Annotated in this window: 13 protein-coding genes; 11 read left to right on the top strand and 2 right to left on the bottom strand. The window is 66.5% G+C overall.

Going from position 1 to position 14,406, the window contains the following annotated elements; genetic code table 11:
- Window positions 1–111 precede the first annotated feature (111 nt).
- A complete protein-coding gene (arsD, locus tag AC3WOS_RS01710; RefSeq protein ID WP_492714094.1) occupies window positions 112–480 on the top strand; it encodes an arsenite efflux transporter metallochaperone ArsD in 369 nt (122 codons plus the stop codon).
- Between the two features lie 13 nt (window positions 481–493).
- Complete coding sequence (gene arsA, locus AC3WOS_RS01705; protein ID WP_492714093.1) at window positions 494–2,314, top strand: arsenical pump-driving ATPase; 1,821 nt, start codon at window positions 494–496, stop codon at window positions 2,312–2,314.
- 57 nt (window positions 2,315–2,371) lie between these two features.
- Here the strand turns inward: arsA and AC3WOS_RS01700 are convergent, their stop codons facing one another.
- Complete coding sequence (locus tag AC3WOS_RS01700; protein WP_492714092.1) at window positions 2,372–3,268, bottom strand: LysR family transcriptional regulator; 897 nt, start codon at window positions 3,266–3,268, stop codon at window positions 2,372–2,374.
- A 105-nt stretch (window positions 3,269–3,373) separates the two neighbouring features.
- Here AC3WOS_RS01700 and AC3WOS_RS01695 point away from each other — a divergent pair, with 105 nt between their 5' ends.
- From AC3WOS_RS01695 to AC3WOS_RS01680, 4 genes are all read left to right on the top strand, one after another.
- A complete protein-coding gene (locus AC3WOS_RS01695; RefSeq protein WP_492714091.1) occupies window positions 3,374–4,447 on the top strand; it encodes an alkene reductase in 1,074 nt (357 codons plus the stop codon).
- Between the two features lie 241 nt (window positions 4,448–4,688).
- Window positions 4,689–6,023 (top strand): sensor domain-containing protein, encoded by a 1,335-nt coding sequence (locus tag AC3WOS_RS01690; RefSeq protein ID WP_492714090.1) that lies wholly within the window; start codon window positions 4,689–4,691, stop codon window positions 6,021–6,023.
- 317 nt (window positions 6,024–6,340) lie between these two features.
- A complete protein-coding gene (locus tag AC3WOS_RS01685) occupies window positions 6,341–7,147 on the top strand; it encodes a substrate-binding periplasmic protein (RefSeq protein WP_492714089.1) in 807 nt (268 codons plus the stop codon).
- Window positions 7,148–7,361: 214 nt separating this feature from the next.
- Window positions 7,362–8,399 carry an ABC transporter substrate-binding protein gene (locus AC3WOS_RS01680; protein ID WP_492714088.1) on the top strand — a complete coding sequence of 346 codons (1,038 nt, stop codon included), beginning with the start codon at window positions 7,362–7,364 and terminating at the stop codon, window positions 8,397–8,399.
- A gap of 21 nt (window positions 8,400–8,420) precedes the next feature.
- Here AC3WOS_RS01680 and AC3WOS_RS01675 read toward each other — a convergent pair whose 3' ends face one another.
- On the bottom strand, window positions 8,421–9,197 hold the full coding sequence (locus AC3WOS_RS01675) for a carbonic anhydrase (protein WP_492714087.1): 777 nt from the start codon (window positions 9,195–9,197) through the stop codon (window positions 8,421–8,423).
- 171 nt (window positions 9,198–9,368) lie between these two features.
- On the opposite strand from AC3WOS_RS01675, the gene AC3WOS_RS01670 reads away from it, so the two are divergent.
- The 5 genes from AC3WOS_RS01670 (at window position 9,369) to AC3WOS_RS01650 (ending at window position 14,379) form a co-directional block, all read left to right on the top strand.
- Window positions 9,369–10,157, top strand: a complete 789-nt coding sequence (locus AC3WOS_RS01670) for a substrate-binding periplasmic protein (RefSeq protein WP_492714086.1) — start codon at window positions 9,369–9,371, stop codon at window positions 10,155–10,157.
- Between the two features lie 91 nt (window positions 10,158–10,248).
- Complete coding sequence (locus AC3WOS_RS01665; RefSeq protein ID WP_492714085.1) at window positions 10,249–11,679, top strand: circularly permuted type 2 ATP-grasp protein; 1,431 nt, start codon at window positions 10,249–10,251, stop codon at window positions 11,677–11,679.
- 22 nt (window positions 11,680–11,701) lie between these two features.
- Window positions 11,702–12,652: an alpha-E domain-containing protein gene (locus tag AC3WOS_RS01660; protein WP_492714084.1), complete on the top strand. Its 951-nt coding sequence runs from the start codon at window positions 11,702–11,704 to the stop codon at window positions 12,650–12,652.
- Window positions 12,653–12,667: 15 nt separating this feature from the next.
- The gene (locus AC3WOS_RS01655) at window positions 12,668–13,471 is read left to right on the top strand and encodes a transglutaminase family protein (protein ID WP_492714083.1); all 804 of its coding nucleotides are present in this window, start codon (window positions 12,668–12,670) and stop codon (window positions 13,469–13,471) included.
- Window positions 13,472–13,509: 38 nt separating this feature from the next.
- Window positions 13,510–14,379: a proteasome-type protease gene (locus AC3WOS_RS01650; RefSeq protein WP_492714082.1), complete on the top strand. Its 870-nt coding sequence runs from the start codon at window positions 13,510–13,512 to the stop codon at window positions 14,377–14,379.
- The last annotated feature ends 27 nt before the right edge of the window (window positions 14,380–14,406 follow it).

Here is a 14,406-nt window from a genome sequence, read left to right as displayed (position 1 = left end):
TAACCGTTTGCCGGGTCAAATCAGGGCGAAATTGTGTGCTTCCATGTCGGCCGCGCGTCTTGTCAAGGGCCGCCATCGGGCGCATTGTCGTGACTGTAAAGGAGCTTCGCCATGACAACCATACAAATTTTTGATCCGGCCCTGTGCTGCAGCAGCGGCGTGTGCGGCGTGGATGTCGCCCAGCCGCTGGTACAGTTTTCGGCCGACGCCGAGTGGGCCAGGCAAAACGGTATCGCACTGGAGCGCTACAACCTGGCCCAGCAACCGATGGCATTCGCCGAGCGCGCCGTCGTCACGCAGTTTCTGGAACGTTCAGGCGCCGAGGCATTGCCGTTGACCCTGGTCGACGGCGCAATCGCCCTGGCAGGCCGCTATCCGCAACGCACCGAACTGGCGCGCTGGGCCGGCATCGCGCCCCAGCCGGCGGAAGGCACGGCGTCCGCCGCCGGCCCCTGCGGCTGCGGCAGCAAGACCTGTTGAGGTGGCTGCCGCGATGACCACTTCTGCCATATCCGCCCCATACCGCTTCCTGGCCGATCCGCCGGCCTTCCTGTTCTTCACCGGCAAAGGCGGTGTCGGCAAGACTTCGCTCGCTTGTGCCCACGCCGTCCTGCTGGCCGGCCAGGGAAAACGGGTGCTACTGGTCAGCACCGATCCCGCCTCCAATGTCGGGCAAGTATTCGGCGTCAGCATCGGCAATCACCTGACAGCCATCGCCGGCGTCCCGGGCCTGAGCGCGCTGGAAATCGATCCCCAGGCCGCGGCCCGCCAGTATCGCGACCGGATAGTGGGGCCGGTACGGGGTGTGTTGCCGGACGCGGTCGTCAAGTCCATCGAGGAGCAACTGTCCGGCGCCTGCACCACCGAGATCGCGGCCTTCGACGAGTTCACCGCCTTGCTGACAGACGGCCAGCTGCTGGCGGACTACGACCACATCATCTTCGACACGGCGCCGACCGGCCACACCATCCGCCTGTTGCAACTGCCGGGCGCCTGGGACCAATTCCTGGCCGAAGGCAAAGGCGACGCCTCCTGCCTCGGCCCGCTCGCCGGGCTGGACAAGCAGCGCGACCGCTACCACGCGGCAGTGGCCGCCCTGGCCGACCCGGCCCGCACCCGGCTGGTGCTGGTAGCCCGCGCCCAGGGCGCCACGTTGCGCGAAGCGGGCCGCACCCATGAGGAACTGGCCGCCATCGGCCTGACGCAGCAATATCTGGTGGTCAACGGCGTATTGCCCGCCCGCGAAGGCGAACACGATGCGCTGGCCGCCGCCGTCGTGCTGCGCGAGCGCCAGGCGCTGCTCGACATGCCAGCCGCGCTGCACGCCCTGCCCCTGGATCTGGTGCCGCTGATGCCGTTCAACCTGGTGGGACTGGACGCCTTGCGCGGCCTGCTCGGCGCGGGCACACCCCCGCCCGCACCGTCCGTCGCCGCCGTGCCGCAGCTGGCCGCCCCGGCCCTGTCCACCCTGGTCGATGCGCTGGCCGCTGACGGCCACGGCCTCATCATGTTGATGGGTAAAGGCGGCGTCGGCAAAACCACCATGGCCGCCGCGGTGGCCGTGGCGCTGGCCAGGCGCGGCTTGCCGGTCCATCTCACCACGTCGGACCCCGCCGCCCATCTGGCCGAAACGCTGGACGGCGCGCTGGAGCACCTGACGGTCAGCCGCATCGATCCGCACGCGGAAACGGAACGCTACCGCCAGCAAGTGCTCGAATTGAAAGGCCGGAATCTCGACGCCGCCGGCCGCGCCCTGCTGGAAGAGGACTTGCGCTCGCCCTGCACGGAAGAAGTGGCCGTATTCCAGGCCTTCTCCCGCGCCATCCGCGAAGCGGGCCGCCAGTTCGTCGTGATGGACACGGCGCCCACCGGGCACACCCTGCTGCTGCTCGACGCCACCGGCGCCTACCACCGCGAGGTGGCGCGCCAGATGGCCGACACCCGCATGCATTTCACCACGCCGATGATGCAGCTGCAGGACCCGGCCCAGACCAAGGTCATCCTCGTTACCCTGGCCGAAACGACGCCCGTGCTGGAAGCGGCCGGGCTGCAGGCAGACCTGCGCCGGGCCGGCATCGAGCCGTGGGCCTGGATCATCAACAACAGCCTGTATGCGGCCGATCCGCGGGCGCCGCTGTTGCGCCGGCGCGCCAGTAACGAACAGGCACACATTGCGGCCGTGGCCGGCGAGCACGCGCAACGGTACGCCGTGGTGCCGTTGCTGGCGCAAGACCCGGTCGGCGTGGACCGCCTTGAACAGCTGACGCGGCCCCCGGCGCCTGTCATCGTTCCTTGCGGCGAGGCACAAGGCTAGTCAACCGGCCCTGTTGGTGGATACAGGCCCGGCCATGCCGGGTGCATGAGGCGGCCGTCAGCCAGCGGCGGCAACGGCGTCCCCCGTTCCCAGGCGGGCCCGCAGGAACTCGATGAAACGCTGGGTCTTGGCTGGCAGCAGGCGCGTTTCCGTGATGGCATACACGGGCGTGGGCAAGCCGTGCCATGCGGGCAGGATGGGACGCAGCTTGCCGCTGGCCAGTTCATCGGCGACGATTTCCTCCGGCATCAGGATAATGCCCATGTCCAACGTGGCCAGGCGCCGTATCATGCCGACGCTGTTGAGCATGAAGCGCCCGCCCACCGGCACCAGCTCGCTTTGCGTGCCGGCCTGCAACGTCCACGCGCGGGCGCGCAGGATGCCCAGGCACTCGTGCTGTTCCAGTTCGGCCGGTTCGCGCGGTTCGCCCCGGCGCGCCAGGTAGCCGGGCGAGGCGTACAGCTTGGGCGTGAGCGCAGCCAGGGGGCGGGCGATCAGCTGCGAATCCTCCAGTTCGCCGATCCGGATCGCCACGTCGAACGGTTCACTGACCAGGTCCACCCGGCGCGGCGTCAGGTCGAAGTCGAAGCTGATGCCGGGATAGTGCTCCGCGAATTCGGCAATCAGGGGCGCCAGATAGGAAACGGCGAAATCGACCGGCAGCGAGGCCCGCAGCACGCCGCTCGGTTGCGCCAGCATGTCGCCCAGCTGTTCATGGGCCAGCCTGGCCTCATCGACGATGCGCTTGCAGCGCTCGAAGTAGACCTGGCCCGCTTCCGTCAGCTCGATCTTGCGCGTGGTACGGTGCAGCAGGCGCAGGCCGATCGCCCGTTCCAGCGCGCCGACCCGCCGCGACACCGTCGAATTCGGTATCCCCATTGCCTCCCCCGCGCTGCGGAAGCCCTTGGCCTTGACCACTTCCACGAACAAAGCCATGTCGTTCAATAATTCCATCTTGATTGCGCCACTTATGAATCAATGCGATCCAGATTAGCATATTTATCCCAACAGGGAAGCAGGCCATAATCTGCTCCACCTACTCTCTTCAAGGATTCCATCATGCGCAAACTGTTCGATTCCGTCCCGCTCGGGCGCTACACCCTGCAAAACCGCCTCGTCATGGCACCGATGACGCGCAGCCGCGCCCAGTTCGACGGCACGCCGGGACTGCTGGCGGCCGAATACTACGGGCAGCGGGCCGGCGCCGGATTGATCGTGACGGAAGGCACCCAGCCATCGGACGACGGCCAGGGCTACCTGAGCACGCCCGGCATTTATACCGATGCCCACGTGGCCGGCTGGAAACTGGCGGCCGATGCCGTCCATGCACGGGGCGGCCACCTGTTCATCCAGCTCATGCATGCCGGCCGCATGTCCCACCCCGACAACACGCCGCACCACCGCCAGGGCGTGGCGCCGTCGGCCATCGCGCCCGGTACGGGCATGTTCACTGTCACGGGCATGCAGGATATTCCCGTGCCGCGCATGCTGACGACGGCGGAAGTAGGCCAGACCGTGGCCGACTTCCGCCACGCGGCGCGGCGCGCCATCGAGGCCGGTGCGGACGGCGTGGAAATTCATGGCGCGAACGCGTATCTGATCCAGCAGTTCTTCGCGCCCAGCGCCAACAGCCGCACCGACCAGTACGGCGGCAGCATCGCCAACCGCGCCCGCTTCGCCATCGAGGTGGCCGCCGCGGTGGCCGCGGAGATCGGTCCGGAACGCACGGCGCTGCGCCTGTCGCCGGGCACCACCATGTGGGGCATAGACGAAGGCGCCGAGGGGCCGGCGCTGTACCGTTACCTGGTGGGCGAACTCGACAAGCTGGGTTTGGCTTACCTGCACATCATGCACCAGGGCGATGAGGCGCTGCTGGCCGATATCCGCCGGTTATGGAAAGGCACGCTGATCCTGAACCGGCCGGGCCGCCCCCGCGAGCAGGTCGGCGCCGACGTGGACAGCGGACTGGCCGATCTGGAATCCTACGGCCAGATGATGCTGGCCAATCCGGACCTGGTCGAACGGCTGAAGGCCAACGCCCCCCTGAACGAGGCCGACCGTAACGCCTATTTCGGCGGCACGGCCCAGGGTTACACCGACTACCCGGCCCTGGACACGACCCAGGCCGCCTGACCCCTTCCTTCGCGCCGCCCTGCTCCAGGGCGGCACAGAACTGGCTGCCCGGCCGCACCCAGGCGCACCCGGGCCGCCGGTTCGTCACGTTCCACCAGTCCCATCTCCGCAAACGCCGTCAGTTCGCGCACCAGCGCGCCTTGGGTCGCCCAGCCTGCTTGTCTTGCATGTGTGCCTTGGGTATTCTTTTAATCGGACCGAGGGTGATACTTTCGCGCAAACTGCACTAGAATTGTTCCAAATGGAAAACTCTATTCCCGATCCGGTCGCCAGTTTTACCGATTTGCTGCTCGACGCCGTGTGCATGGTGGACGCCGGCGGGCGCTTCGTGTTTGCCAGCGCCGCCTGCGAACGCATCTTCGGCTACACGCCGCAAGAGATGATAGGCCGCGTCATGATCGACATGGTGGCGCCGGAAGACCGGGTACGCACGCTGGCCGCCGCCCGCGACATCATGGGCGGCCAGCCCAATCTGCGTTTCGAGAACCGCTACGTGCGCAAGGATGGCAGCCTGGTGCACCTCATGTGGTCGGCGCGCTGGTCCGAGGCCCACCAGTTGCGGGTGGCGATCGCCCGCGACATCACGGCCAGCAAGCAGGCCGAGGCGATGCAGGCGACCCTGTATGCCATCTCCGAGGCCGCCCACGCGACCGAGGACTTGCCCCAGCTGTTCCAGCACATCCACCACATCATCGGCGGGCTGCTCCCGGTGGCCTGTTTTGCCGTCGCGCTGCGCGACACTTGCGGTGAACAGCTGCGTTTTGCCTATCATGCGGACCAGGCCGGGCCGCAACCGCAGACCTTGCTGGCCCGCGTCCTGGGCGAAGAGGTGCTGCGCCTGGGCCGGCCGCTGCTGGTCGATCCGGCCACCCTGGGCGGCATGCCGGAAGCGTTGCAGGCCGCCGCCGGCCTGGCCCCCGTCTCATGGCTGGGCATGCCGCTGGCCACATCGCAAGGCGACATCGGGGTCCTGCTGCTGCAGGGGCCCGGCGAGCGCGCCTATACGGATGCCGACCGCGATCTGCTGCTGTTCGTGTCGGCCCAGGTCGCGACCGCCATCCAGCGCAAGCAGATGCATACCCGGCTGCGCTTCATGGCCCAGCACGACGAACTGACGCGCCTGCCTAACCGGCGCCTGTTCCACGACCGGCTGGAGACGGCATTGACGCGCGCGCAGCGCCAGCAGAGCCGGATGTCGCTGCTGTTCATCGACCTCGACAAATTCAAGCTGGTCAACGACGAATACGGCCATGCCTGCGGCGACCTGCTGCTGCAGGAGGTGGCGTGCCGCATCAAGGACTGTGTGCGCGAAAGCGACACCGTGGCCCGCATCGGCGGCGACGAGTTCGTCGTGATCCTGGAAAACATGGGATTGCCAGGCCACGCCGTGGCGGTCAAGGCGAAAGTGCAGCTGGCGCTGGCCGCACCCTTGCCAATCACGGAACTGGCGGACCTGCGTGTGGAAGCGAGCATCGGCCTGGCCCATTACCCGGAACATGGCACCGACGCCCAGCAATTGCTGCGTTACGCCGACAACGCCATGTACGCCAGCAAGACGCAGCCGGCCCCGGCGTGACGCCGGCCGCGCCCCATGACGGGCCTGTGGCGGGGATGCCGCAAAACGGCCAGGGCCGCATATTTCCGTGTCCCACCGGCAGTGCCCATGCTATATTTTTATGGCCTAGGGCAACACAACCTATGCCTCGCAGCAACGCAACATCCCATTGGCCACCAAGAGGATACGTCATGTCGAAACTGTGCACCCTGCTGTTCGCTGCCCTGCTGTCCGGCGCCGCTCTGGGCGCCGAAGAAACTGTCCCGGCCTGGAAGGGCATCCTCGTCAAATACGGGCTGGAGTGACATGCGCGGCCACCATCCGGCCCGCGCCGCGCCATGAAGCCGCCGGTGCCGGTCATGCTGTTGCTGGCCGCCTGTCTGCTGACGGGGACGGCCGGCGCCGAAACCGTCACCGCCTTTAACAGCTATCTGGTGGCGCCCTATTTCATCGTTGGCGGGCACGGCCTGGCGCGCGTGCTGGTCGATCGGCTCAACAGCAAGGTCGGCCCCCGTTACCAGCTGGCGCTGCGCCACATCCCCCGCATCCGGCTCGACCTGATCGAGCTGAACAAGGGCGTCGGCTTCGACAGCGCGGTGCTGTTCATCAATCCCCGTTTCGTGGGCGACGTGGCCCGCACCCGCTTCCTGTGGTCCAAGCCGCTGTTCGTCGACTGCAATCTCGTGATCTCGCGCAAAGAGGCGCCCATCGACTACCAGGGGCCGGCGTCGCTGCTGGGCTTGCGCTTTGGCGCAGTGCGCGGCTACCGCTACAGCCTGCTCGACGACATGGCGCGCGCCGGCAAACTGGTGCGCGAGGACAGTCAGGATGAAATGAGCGGCCTGAACAAGGTTGCGCGGGGCCGGCTCGACCTGACCATCGTCCCCTACACCATCTACAGCTACGCGGCGGCGGAGCTGGCCCTGTCGCCGGCACTCTATGTTGCGGCGCGGCCACTGCAATGCTTCACGCGCCACATCCTGGTATCGAAGACCCACCCCGCCCTGCTCAAGGCGCTCGACCGGGCCATCGACACGCTGGGCACGGACCCGGACTGGCTGTCCGCGCTGGCACGGTTCCACCTCAGCGTCGAGACCATGGCCCGCTGGACGCCCTACGCCCCCGAACTTGCGCCACCGCCCTGAGCGGCCGGCGCTGGCCCGGCAAGTGTGCAGATTGGCTCGCCAAAACTAGCGATTTATTGCCGAACTGGCATGTTGTTCTGGTCTAATTGGTTCCAACCCCAGGCCGGCGCAAGTACGCTCCGCGCGCGGCGCCCTTGCGCCGGCCCGCCACCGTGAATCTTCCCATCTATCGACAATGCAAAAAACCTACACCGTCATCGCCCTAGCGCTGTGTTTGTTCAGCCGTTCCGCCTTCGCCTTCGAACCCCTGCCGCCGGAAACCATGGATGAAGGCCACACCTTCCGGGTCGAAGTGCTGCAGGTGACCGATATCGAACCCTACCAGGAAGCCTACGCGGGCTTCCTGGCGGCCCTGCAGCAGAACGACGTGGTGGCGGGCAAGAACCTGGTGCTGAACCGGGTCAAGATCGACTTCGACATCGAGAACGGCGGCTTCTGGAGCCGCCTGGGCGTGCTGATGCGCATCCGCCAGGAGGCCGCGCGCATCGTCGCGGCCAAGCCGGATCTGGTGCTGACCATCGGCACGCCGGCCACCAAGTTTGCCCGCGGCATCCTGGCCGACGCCCATATTCCGCTCGTCTTCACGGCCGTCGCCAACCCGGAAGACGTCGGCTGCCTGTCGCTGGAGGACGCCGGTCCCGGCGCCACCGGTTCCACCCTGTACGCGGACATGGGCCATTCGCTCAAGGTAGTGCATGACATCTTTCCCCATGTGAGCCGGGTCGGCATGATCCATACGGACGACGAGAACGGCGTGGCCAACGTGGCGGCGGCCGCCGCCGGTGGCAAGTCGCTGGGCATGAACGTCACGTCGCGCCTGGTGGCCAAGACCGACAGCATCATTCCCTCGCTCAAGGAACTGTACGCGGACGGCAAGGGCGTGCAAATGTACGCCGTGCCGCTCGACACCTATTATGGCTTGCGCCACTACGAGGCGGCCGTGGACCTGGGTAATTTCGGCAACGAACACAAGATTCCCGTGGTGACGCTGGCCATGGTGCGGGTGCCGGGCGCGGCCCTGTACGTGGGCGCCGATTTCGGCCAGGTGGGCAACCTGGCCGGCGTACAGGCCGCCAAGATCCTGAAACGACGGGTCAAGCCCGACGTGCTGCCCATCCTGCGCCAGGCAAACCCCACCGTGCTGCTCGACCCACTGCGCATCGCCAGCCTGGGCGTGACACTGCCACAGGCCGTGCTTGACCACAAAACGGACGGCAAGAACGGCTACTGGCAGATCGACATGCTCAAGTAAGGCGCTTTGCTGGCCTCCCCCTTACTGGCTTTCCTGCACCGTCCGGTCATTCAAGGCCTGGGTCGGCCGGGCATTCATCGGATACAGCTGGCGGAAGGCGGCCAGTTGCTCGGGCGACAGTTCCACCGTCTGTTTCAGCACCTGCCAGTGCACGCCCTCGCTGCAGGGCGGCGTGGTCAGCGACCCCATGTAGGCGTAATAGCCGAGGGTGGCCGGCAGCAAGGCGGCCGGGTTCAGCGCTTCGGGCAACGGCGCCTTGGCGTTGGCCTGCGCCGGCATGGCGGCGAACACCTTGGCCAGCGTCGGGTTGGCGCGGCCTTCCGTGAACAGTACGGCGACCACGGCCAGTTTGCCCTCGTCGTTACGGTGCACCAGGTGGGCGACCAGCGGATAGGACTTGCCGCCTATCTTTTCCTCGCTGGGGGTGTGGAAGTGGAACTGCAATAGCTGGTAGCGCCCCGAGGCCAGCTGGACGCTGCTGCCAGGCGCCAGGTTCACTTGTATCGTATGGCCATTGTTGACCACTTCGGCAGTGCCGGGCGCATAGCTGACCCCCAGCGGCGGCAAGGCCGCCTTGGCCGCGGCCTGGATGTCGATGGGCGACTGTTGCTGCCCCAGCTTGCAGGTGGCGTACTCGGTCTGCAATTCGCCCCATTGGTCGGCGCCGGTGTAACCCGTATAACTCCAGTGCGGCTGGTCCGCGTGCTGGTCCGCGTGCTGGCCCATCCCGGCGCAGCCCGACAGCGCCCAGGCGGCCGACAGGGAAGCGAGAATGACAGACAACTGACGTGTTGGCATGATGGTTTTCTCCTTGATCTGGCTGCCCACCGGATGATGTGCAGCGATGTGCGATGCTATCCTAACAAAACCGCAAAGATAGTTAATCACCAATATACACGCCATGGCTTTCATTCTGCGGTCCGCTTTACGGTAAAATCGGCTCCATCCCGTTCGCCTCGCCCCTCCACCATGAAGCTGCCCGTTGCCGCCGTCGCCATCGTTGCCTTGCTGGCGCCGCTCACGGCATGGACCCAGGCCCCCGGTCCCATCGTCCTGGCCGGCACCTGGGACCAGCATCGCCCGGGCCCCGGCATGCTGCTCACCATGATCTATACCGAGGCGTTCCGCCAGCTCGGCATTCCCCTCGAAATCCGCGTCTTGCCGCCCTTGCGCGCCAGCGCCGAAGCTGTTGCCGGCAAAATCGACGGCGAGGTGGCGCGCGCCTATGGTTACGGGCGCATGCAACCCGGCATGGTCCGTATCGAAGAACCGGTCATGTACGTGACCGCATCGGCCTACGCCCACAAGCCCGGCATACGGCTGCTGGGCTGGGACAGCCTGCGCAGCACCGGTTACCGGGTGGAATACCGCAATGGCTACGCCGTGCTGCGGCAACGGCTGGAAAGCGTGGTGCCGGCCGACAACCTGAGCACCGTCAACAGCGGCGAACAGGGTTTGCGCAAGTTGATGCTGGATCGGACCGACCTGTATGTGGACACGGAAGAATTCGCGCTGCCGCTGCTGCAGTCGGAAGCGTTCCGCGGCAGCGGCATCTACAACGCCGGTGCGCTCGAGCGCGCGCCCACCTACGGCTACCTGAACCGGCGGCACGAGAAGCTGGCGCTGCGCCTGGCCGAAGTGTTGCACAAGATGCGCGCCTCGGGCCAGCTGGACCGCTTGCGCGCCACCGCGTTCGACGGCGCGCGCTGGCCCTGCGGCGCCACGCCCGCCGACTGCGGCCTGCCCATGCCGCACTGAACTGCCGCACCGCCCTGCACCAAGGTTGGGCACGCTCCCTGGCATGCTTCTTGATTGTAAAGGAGTAACTCACCAGCGGAGAGAGCACAACATGGCGACATTCTTCAACGAAATGACCGTAGACGGCCTGGGCCTCGACAGCAGCGCCCACATCCGTGACCACTACCGTGAGTTCTGCGGCTGGCTGCAGCGCCAGCCGGCCGAGGCGATGGAACGCAAGCGGGCCGAGGCGGACCTTACCTTCCGCCGGGTCGGCATCACCTTCGCCGTGTATGGCGACGATGCCGGCACGGAACGCCTGATCCCGTTCGATACCATCCCGCGCATCATTCCGGCCGCCGAATGGGCCCACCTGCAAACGGGACTGGCGCAGCGGGTGCAGGCGCTCAACATGTTCATCCACGATATCTACCACGAGCAGCACATCGTCAAGGCCGGCATCATTCCGCCCGAACAGATCTACCGCAACGCCCAGTACCGGCCCGAGATGCAAGGCATCAAGGTGGCGTCCGACATCTACGCCCACATCGCCGGGGTGGACATCGTGCGGGCCGGCGCCGGCGAATTCTATGTGCTGGAGGATAACCTGCGGGTGCCGTCCGGCGTGTCCTACATGCTGGAAGACCGCAAGATGATGATGCGGCTGTTCCCGGAACTGTTCGCGCGCAACAAGATCGCGCCCGTCGAACACTACCCCGACCTGCTGCTCGATAACCTGCGTTCGGTGGCGCCCATGGGTGTGAACGACCCTACCGTGGTCGTGATGACGCCGGGCATGTACAACTCGGCCTACTTCGAGCACGCCTTCCTGGCCCAGCAGATGGGCGTGGAACTGGTGGAGGGCAAGGACCTGTTCGTCAGCGACAACGCCGTCTACATGCGCACCACCCATGGGCCGAAACGGGTGGACGTGATCTACCGCCGGCTCGACGACGACTTCCTCGACCCGCTGGCCTTCCGCGCCGATTCCTCGCTGGGCGTGCCCGGCCTGCTGTCGGTCTACCGCGCCGGCCGCGTCACGCTGGCCAACGCCATCGGCACCGGGGTGGCCGACGACAAGTCCATCTACCCCTACGTGCCCGACATGATCAAGTTCTACCTGTCCGAAGCGCCCATCCTCAACAACGTGCCCACCTACCAGTGCCGCAAGCCGGCCGACCTGGCCTACACCCTGGCCCACCTGCCGCAACTGGTGGTCAAGGAAGTGCATGGCGCCGGCGGCTACGGCATGCTGGTGGGACCGGCCGCCAGCCGGCAGCAGATCGAGGACTTCCGCCAGCGCTTGCTCGCCCGGCCGGACGGCTACATCGCCCAGCCCACGCTGGCCCTGTCGGCCTGCCCCACCTACGTCGACAGCGGCATCGCGCCGCGCCATATCGACCTGCGCCCTTTCGTGTTGTCGGGCAAGACCATCTCCATGGTGCCGGGCGGGCTGACCCGGGTGGCGCTGCAGGAAGGCTCGCTGGTCGTCAACTCGTCGCAGGGTGGTGGCACCAAGGACACGTGGATACTGGAAAACTGACCGTTTTATCGAGGAGAACATCATGCTGAGCCGCACCGCCGACCATTTGTTCTGGATGGCGCGCTACACCGAGCGCGCCGAAAACACCGCCCGCATGCTCGACGTCAACGTGCAGACGTCCATGCTGCCCCAGTCGGCCGAGCAGGCCCAGCAGGGCTGGCGCGCCGTGCTGGGCATTTCCGAACTGCAAACAGCGTTCGAGCGCAAGCATGCCGCCCTGCAAGCGTCCGACGTGATCGATTTCATGGTGCGCGATCCGGCCAACCCCTCGTCGATCGCGGCCTGCCTGACGGAGGCGCGTGAAAACGCGCGCGCCGTGCGCGGCACGCTGACGACGGAGGTGTGGGAAATCCAGAACCAGACTTGGCTCGACATGCAGCAGCGCCTCAACAGCGGTCTGCTGGAACAGGATCCCAGCCAGTTCTTCGAATGGGTCAAGTTCCGCTCCCACCTGTCGCGCGGGGTCACGCTGGGCACCATGCTGCGCGACGAGGCGGTCCATTTCATCCGCCTCGGCACCTTCCTGGAGCGGGCCGACAACACGGCCCGCATCCTCGACGTCAAATACCACGGCGCCAAGGATGGCGCGGCCGGCGAAGCCCTGTCGCAGCGCGACTTCTACTACTGGGCGGCGCTGCTGCGCTCCGTGTCCGGCTTCGAGATCTACCGCAAGGTGTACCGCGACGTCATCACGCCGGCCCGCATTGCCGAACTGCTGATGCTGCGCGGCGACATGCCCCGTTCGCTGCTGGCCTGCATGGAGGAAGTGGTGCAGAACTTGCGCGCCGTGCGCAATGACGTGTCGGCCGGCACCGAACGTTGCGCGGGACGGCTGCATGCCCAGCTCAAGTTCGGCAATATCGACGATATCCTGGCGGCCGGCCTGCACGACACGCTGACCGCCTTCCTGCAGGAAATCTACCAACTGGGCAACCGCATCAGCCGCGATTTCCTGGTGCCGCTCGCGGCGTGATCCCAAGGACAGGCGATGCAACTTTCCATCCGACACGAAACTCTTTATGGTTATACGGCGCCGCTGGCCTACACCATCCAGCAGCTGCACCTGACGCCGCGCCTGGAACCGCAGCAGCACGTGCTGGCCTGGCAGCTGGCCGCGCCCGGCCAGCTGCACGCCTATGTGGACGCCTACGGCAACCAGTCGCACATGCTGACCATGACGACGCCGCATGATGGCTTGCTGGTGGTGGCCAGCGGCATGGTGGAAACGAGCTGTCCGCCGGGCGGGCGCCTCGGCAACGGCGACAGCCTGTCGCCCCTGATCTACACGGTGCCGACCCGGCTGACGGCGGCCACGCCCGGCATCGTGGAACTGGCCGCCGCCTGCCTGCCCGACGGCACGGCCCAGACCCGGCACCTGATGCAGCTGGCCGAGCACATCTTTGGTGCAGTGCGGTATCAGAGCGGTGCGACGGCCGTCACCAGCCCGGCCAGCGAGGCGCTGGCCCTGGGCCAGGGCGTATGCCAGGACCATGCCCACCTGTTCCTCGCCTGCTGCCATGCGCACGGCATCCCGGCCCGTTATGTGTCGGGCTACATCGATCCGGAGCACAGCGGCCACGCGGCCAGCCATGCCTGGGTGGACGCCTGGGCCGAGGACCGCGGCTACAGCGGCTGGGTCAGCATCGACGTGACCCACGCCCGCCTGATGACGGACGCCTATTGCCGCCTGGCCGTGGGCCGCGACTATGAGGGCGCCGCCCCCATCCGCGGCGTGCGGCGCGGCGGCGGCGCCGAGTCGCTGTCGGTCCAGGTGCAGATCATTCCCCAGTAAGCAACCCTATTGAACAATCCCCAAACGGACAGGCAACGATGACTTATTGTGTAGCGATGCGGCTGGACGCCGGTCTGGTCTTCTTATCCGATAGCCGCACCAATGCCGGTGTGGACCAGGTCGGCACTTTCCGCAAGATGAGTGTGTTCGAACTGCCCGGCGAGCGCACCATGGTGATGATGACTGCCGGCAACCTTTCGATATCCCAATCGATCCGGCAACTGGTGGCCGAACCGCCGGCCGGCGAACCGGGCATCTGGGACGCGCCCAATATGTACGAGGCGGCCCGTATCCTGGGGGCGGCCGTGCGCACGGTCCACGCGCGCGAAGCGCAGGCGCTGGCCGGGTTCGGCATCGAGTTCAACGTCAGCATCATCTTTGGCGGCCAGATCGGGGCCGAGCGTTGCCGGCTGTTCCAGATCTATTCGGCCGGCAATTTCATCGAGTCCCATGACGAGAACACTTATTTCCAGATCGGCGAGGCCAAGTACGGCAAGCCCATCATCGACCGCGTCGTCACGCCGGCCACCGAACTGGACGAGGCCGCCAAATGCGCCCTCATCTCCATGGATTCGACGCTGCGCTCCAACGTCTCGGTGGGCTTGCCGCTGGACCTGCTGGTGTACGAGCACGGCAGCCTGGCCGTGACCCGCTTTGCCGTCATCGACGAGCGCAACCAGTATTTCCAGATGATACGCAATACCTGGGGCCGGCAACTGAAGAGCGTGTTCGAGGGACTGGACGACCCCGTCTGGGACGCGGCGGCGGAGGCCACGGCCAATGTGCTGTCCACGGCCGGCGCCGGTGCCCGTCCGGTCCGGATGGCGCCGCCCCGCGGCAGCGCATCCCCCGCCGCGGGATTGCCGCTGCAAACGCTGGCCCAGCAGTTCGGCGACGGCCAACAATGAGAACCAGCCCGGCATGGGATGATATCA

This window comes from Rugamonas sp. FW305-51, from assembly GCF_058786935.1.
The sequence above is the reverse complement of the archived record's forward strand: the minus strand, read 5'-3'. Positions and strand labels throughout refer to the sequence as shown.

Coding starts and splice junctions, on each gene's coding strand:
- arsD (WP_492714094.1), top strand. CDS start 112: ATGACAACCATACAAATTTTTGATCCGGCCCTGTGCTGCAGCAGCGGC.
- arsA (WP_492714093.1), top strand. CDS start 494: ATGACCACTTCTGCCATATCCGCCCCATACCGCTTCCTGGCCGATCCG.
- AC3WOS_RS01700 (WP_492714092.1), bottom strand. CDS start 3,268: ATGGAATTATTGAACGACATGGCTTTGTTCGTGGAAGTGGTCAAGGCC.
- AC3WOS_RS01695 (WP_492714091.1), top strand. CDS start 3,374: ATGCGCAAACTGTTCGATTCCGTCCCGCTCGGGCGCTACACCCTGCAA.
- AC3WOS_RS01690 (WP_492714090.1), top strand. CDS start 4,689: ATGGAAAACTCTATTCCCGATCCGGTCGCCAGTTTTACCGATTTGCTG.
- AC3WOS_RS01685 (WP_492714089.1), top strand. CDS start 6,341: ATGAAGCCGCCGGTGCCGGTCATGCTGTTGCTGGCCGCCTGTCTGCTG.
- AC3WOS_RS01675 (WP_492714087.1), bottom strand. CDS start 9,197: ATGCCAACACGTCAGTTGTCTGTCATTCTCGCTTCCCTGTCGGCCGCC.
- AC3WOS_RS01670 (WP_492714086.1), top strand. CDS start 9,369: ATGAAGCTGCCCGTTGCCGCCGTCGCCATCGTTGCCTTGCTGGCGCCG.
- AC3WOS_RS01665 (WP_492714085.1), top strand. CDS start 10,249: ATGGCGACATTCTTCAACGAAATGACCGTAGACGGCCTGGGCCTCGAC.
- AC3WOS_RS01660 (WP_492714084.1), top strand. CDS start 11,702: ATGCTGAGCCGCACCGCCGACCATTTGTTCTGGATGGCGCGCTACACC.
- AC3WOS_RS01655 (WP_492714083.1), top strand. CDS start 12,668: ATGCAACTTTCCATCCGACACGAAACTCTTTATGGTTATACGGCGCCG.
- AC3WOS_RS01650 (WP_492714082.1), top strand. CDS start 13,510: ATGACTTATTGTGTAGCGATGCGGCTGGACGCCGGTCTGGTCTTCTTA.